A 5,004-nucleotide genomic window follows, 5' to 3' on the forward strand; every position below is an offset into this window, starting at 1 on the left:
TACTTAGCGTTGGTGTCTCAAACAAATTGAGCGCGAGCTCTTTATTGGCTAATTGATTGAACGGCCGTCGGAACAACTCAGCCAGCCCCAACCCTAATAGCGTAGCGGTTAAGCTGACCAGTAGCGATTCAATAAGAAACTGGGCGATGAGCGGCTCCCGTAAGGCTCCCAGCGTTTTGCGTACTCCCACTTCCCGAGCCCGGTCGGTAGAGCGAGCGGTGGACAGATTGACGTAGTTCACTCCGGCAATAATCAATACGAACAGCGCGATGATAGAAAAGATGTATACATAGCGAATGTCGCTGTTAGCTTCTAGCTCCATCCCTAAATCAGAATGTAAGTGAATATCAGTCAGCGGCTGAGCAGTGAAGTTCACATCATATTTACCAAGCTTAATTCCTTCGGCAATATCAGCATTGTACTTGATAGCCAGGTCTTTAATCTTTGTGGAAACCTTTTCCACCAAAGCATTCTCAGCTAGTAAAAAGTAAGTAGAGACTACTCCGTTTATATTACCCCAGTTTATACGATCACTCACCTGAGATTCAAAGTGTTTAAGCATCTGAAAATGAAAGTGCGCGTTGGTAGGTGGATTTTCAGCTACGCCGGTTACTTCATAAATCTTATCCCAAAGTACAATAGTTTTACCCAGCACTCCAGTAGATTCTCCAAATAACTCCTGCGCTAAATCTTCAGTCAAAACTACAGATGAAGCATCATCTAAGGCGGTAGCTGGGTTACCTTCTTTTAGCGGAAAGGTAAAAAACTGAAAGAAGTTACTATCCACAGCAATCGTTGTTGGATTATATATTTCATCATCTACTTTAATATTCTGCTCCCATAGTTGCCGCACCCGCAACGTAGTTTCAATTTCAGGTATTTCATCGTCGATCACCTCTCCTACGTGATAGTTAGTAGAAGCAATACCACTCAGGTTTCCGTTAAAGTTGGTCTCGGTAGTTACCCGGTAGATACGGTCGGCCCGCTCATGGAAACGGTCGTAGCTCAGTTCGTCCAGCACGTAGAGCGTAATCAGCAATCCGGCAGCCAGGCCAATCGCCAAACCGATGACGTTGATTGCGGTGTAAAATTTTCGTTTGTATAAATGACGAAAGGCAATGGCTAAGTAGTTTCTTATCATAATTCTTTAGTTGAAAATTGACAAGGGATAGTTGATAATTGCTTAGTAGGCAACTACCGGATACAGTACTTCTCTTTATTATTATAAAATAGGCAAATCTCTCGCCAGAGCAGCAAATTTATTGTAACGCACTGATTATCAACCTATCAATTGTCAATTATCCATTATTAATTACTAAAAGTGTATCGTTTTCGTGACAGTGAAGTGTACGGTTTTGATACAGTTATTCGTCTAATTCTTGGTCAATAGAATGGAGAAGTGATCTGATTTTAAGAAGAGCTTCCCGCATAAGTCTTCGCCTCTCTTTTAGGTTAGATGAGTAGAACCTAATCGTGTTTCGAAAATTAGAGGTTAAGTACATTTGGTCATCTACAGTCGTCTGGCTCTGAAAATCATAATTATAGTAATAGGTGAATAAACGATCAAATTGATACTTAAAAGCAAAATCCGTTTGCATTTCCAGTAGCTCATAGGTGTCGTATAGTTGAGATAGGTTTCTGCGAATACTATCAGTTTCAATAAGGGTGATATTGCCGGTTTGCTGCATTGTGCTGTAAGAATAGTCTTCCGGTTTAAATATCAGTAGATTATCGTCACCTATCGCACCAAGGTAGACGTATATACTATCGGCATTAGAAGACTGACCCGCCAGTCGTTGTATTCTTTCTATAGAAAAGAATATTTCATCAGCATGACTTATAGAATAATCTAACCCGACAGAATCCTTCACTAAATCTTCCTTCAAATTTCTTAGGTACTGTTGTTCCAACTTGGCATTTTGTCGATTTTCGCGCCAGTTGTTTAGTGCAAAGGCGATGGTAATACCGAGTACTACTACCAGAATATCAATCAGTTTATCGCCCCAGTGAATGTTGCTTAAAAATCTTCGCATAAAATTTTTTAGCCAAGGGCAATCCGCCCTCGGTAGTTGCTTCGTAAGTATAGCAAATTTTTTAACAAACCTAATTTCAAACGCAATGAACAAACCTGCATTTTTTAACAATCTGACTAGAACCTCCTTTATTTTTCTTCTTATCGGAGGAATATTAACCTTTAGTAGCTGTAAGCGAGCGGAAGAGATTTTCGATGAACTTCTCGATCAAGATGATGACCACGTCCAAGAAATGAACGACGTACGGGTATTCGCCTCTACCAACACCGGCGGAAACTTTACCATTTTCGATGTATCTGACCTACACGATATTGAACAAACCGTGGCTTCTACCGGTAGCATGGACGCCGATGGTATTTTTTACAGTGCGGACCAGGATATTGTGTACCAACTGTCTCGCACCGATAATATGGTGTATGGCTATACCGATATCATGGATTTAATGAAGAAAGAGAACGTATACCCCGCATTTGGTAGCACCAGCGACTTTACCAACGGTCGCGAGATTCACGTGGAAGGTAACACATTGGTGGTGGCCGATGATGTAGCCGATATGAACCAAATACTGGTTTACAAGATCTTTCAAAATGATCTTCGATTAGATAAAGTGTACCGGGTTCATATTGACTTGTGGGGAATTAAACTGGTGGACGGTACGCTGTTCGCAGTAGAAGATGGTACCAACAATTTGGCTGTTTACTACGATTTCGGTTCTAAACCCGATAGTGAAAACCTTGCTGCTGATGTAAAAGTATCCATCGAGGGACTGGTACGAACCCACGGAATTGAATACGACGGAAAGAATGACATTATGATACTATCCGATATTGCCGATGCCACGGTAGACAACGACGGCGGATTTCATGTAATTGAAAACTTCAGTACGAAATTAGAAGAAGCCGGTGACGGGGGAATGATTATGATGGATGATCAGATTCGGGTAGCCGGTGATAAAACCTTCTTAGGCAATCCAATTGACATCACGTTTAGCGTAGCTGAAAAGAAAGTATACGTTGCCGAACGAGCTAATGGCGGAGGACGCCTACTGGTATTTGACTACCCTACTATGAACGGTAACTACAAACCGGTAGCCAACGTCAACTACGAAGGTGCCTCAGCGGTGTATCTCGACGAAGAAAAGTAATACACAAATAGGTGAAAAGGTTGATCATAGGTGGTAAAGGGAAACGGAAATATTCTGTTTCCTTTTCTTTATTTAATAGAATAACTGACAACTAGCTGACTAGTTCTACGTTATTGTTTTTAAAGTTTCGCACTTTATCTATCTTTAATTTACATTTTATAAGAGATGTATTTTCGCGGAAGCAACAGCGCATTAGAATAGTACTAATACAGTTTCGTTTATAATACTATATCTTTTACATATTGTTGCATAAGTAAGGGTGAACGAGGGGAAGGGGGAACCATTGAAGTAGTTCCCCCTTATGATTTTCCATCTATTTAGCTTACAAATAGTGATTTTGTTAGTCCTAACTTACATCACTTGTGCGTTTGTTAGTCAATTGTGCTTCCCTCTAACTTTTTGCCTCGGTTTAGTTAGTGGATCACCTTCCCCCTAACAAAGTAGCCCTGCACAGCCCTCGGGAGCCGTTCCGCAAGCCTTGGGAGTTATGTCATTGTCGCCGGGACTAACTTCCTGCGCCTTGGCAGTTATTAGTTGTCGTAATATCACGTACCCACAAAGTTCCGAAGTTATTCTCAGGCCCTGGTACTAACTTTTCGCTTCCAGGTGATGCTAATTTGTTAGTATTTGCCCTCTCCCACTAACAAAACTCTTGACCCGAGGTATATATCATAGCTACTAAAGAGCGTGCTAAACACGGTTTTGTAAAATCTCACTATCTTTCCTACATGGCCGACCGTAAAAATACTCCCTGGGATGCAATGGCAGAGCGCGTAGCCGAAACCATTAAACGCCAGCTTAACAAGCAGCACGACTCTAGCGAACAGACGAAGCAGCTTGTTGCTCAGCAACAGCAGACCAACGAACACCTTCAGAAACTACTTGCTAGCACCGAAGCCCAAACCCAAGAGTTCCAAGATTGGAGAGAAACCACTCGTCGCTCGACCTCTAAGGTTTTCCTGCGCAAAATGCTCATAGAAATTCCTCCGGTGGTGATTGCCGTGTTGCTCGCCTTCGGGATCAATTCGTGGTGGCAACAACGCCGGGCCGATTTAGCGGCGGAGAAGGCGTATCGGAATATTATTAGTGAACTGAAGATTAATTTAGGGACGTGTAAGTATATTGTTCAGGTAGAAGAGGATAATCTACAAAAACTAGACTCAGGAATACAGAAGGTAGCGCAGGGCGAAATCAACTTGGATGAAAACTACGGCGGTGGCTTTATGACCATACCACTGCGAAGTGCTGCTTGGCAAACGGCTAGTATTTCCAACGCCTTATCTAATTTTGAGGATTCCCTAATGATTGATATGGCATCAGCGTACGAATTCATTGAGGCACAAGAGAATTATATTCAGCTTACTACCACTCTTGATCTTAGCCAAAGATTTACAGAAGAGGAGTTACTACCATTTCTGAAGACCAATTATGCTCTTCTTGGTGGTCACATCAAAAGTACCGACATAACCATTGAAAAGATTCAAGACTTCTTAGAAAAATATGGGGAGCTCGATGCTGAATCGGAGCTCGATGAGTAAATCCCCCTGCGTCCTATTCCATAGCGGCCCTTTGCAAAGGGGAAGGTTTGTAGGGCGGCTATATGCTCAGTTCACATACTTTTGCTAGCCGTTATTCTTCATCAGACTTCCAGCAACGTAAAAGGTAACTTTATGTACCGAAATAGTTCAATTGCGGCCTTCCCTCTTTCTTAAAGGCCGCCATGGAATGGGGATTGAGGGGATTTACTACTATGGTGTATTTATTGCTCAAATCTCTCTAGATATCTAATTGCAGCGAGTAAGAAATGGAAAGACATCACTATAACCG

4 protein-coding genes are annotated in these 5,004 nt (G+C 42.1%); 2 read left to right on the forward strand and 2 right to left on the reverse strand.

Annotated features, from left to right (window positions below):
• The coding region (locus tag WBA23_RS18155) for an ABC transporter permease (RefSeq protein ID WP_424583696.1) at positions 1–1,141 on the reverse strand (1,141 nt) is incomplete at its 3' end.
• A gap of 223 nt (positions 1,142–1,364) precedes the next feature.
• Positions 1,365–2,033: a DUF6090 family protein gene (locus tag WBA23_RS18160; RefSeq protein WP_424583697.1), complete on the reverse strand. Its 669-nt coding sequence runs from the start codon at positions 2,031–2,033 to the stop codon at positions 1,365–1,367.
• 85 nt (positions 2,034–2,118) lie between these two features.
• Here WBA23_RS18160 and WBA23_RS18165 point away from each other — a divergent pair, with 85 nt between their 5' ends.
• Both WBA23_RS18165 and WBA23_RS18170 read left to right on the forward strand, forming a co-directional pair.
• Complete coding sequence (locus WBA23_RS18165) at positions 2,119–3,177, forward strand: hypothetical protein (RefSeq protein WP_424583698.1); 1,059 nt, start codon at positions 2,119–2,121, stop codon at positions 3,175–3,177.
• 728 nt (positions 3,178–3,905) lie between these two features.
• Positions 3,906–4,715, forward strand: coding sequence for a hypothetical protein (locus WBA23_RS18170; protein WP_424583699.1), 810 nt, complete (start codon positions 3,906–3,908; stop codon positions 4,713–4,715).
• Positions 4,716–5,004 lie beyond the last annotated feature (289 nt).

The sequence above is a fragment of the Tunicatimonas sp. genome (genome assembly GCF_049647865.1).
Lineage (GTDB): Bacteria > Bacteroidota > Bacteroidia > Cytophagales > Cyclobacteriaceae > Tunicatimonas.

What these genes read in the sequence shown, in the direction of transcription:
- WBA23_RS18160 (WP_424583697.1), bottom strand. Translation starts at nt 2,033, where the DNA reads ATGCGAAGATTTTTAAGCAACATTCACTGGGGCGATAAACTGATTGAT.
- WBA23_RS18165 (WP_424583698.1), top strand. Translation starts at nt 2,119, where the DNA reads ATGAACAAACCTGCATTTTTTAACAATCTGACTAGAACCTCCTTTATT.
- WBA23_RS18170 (WP_424583699.1), top strand. Translation starts at nt 3,906, where the DNA reads ATGGCCGACCGTAAAAATACTCCCTGGGATGCAATGGCAGAGCGCGTA.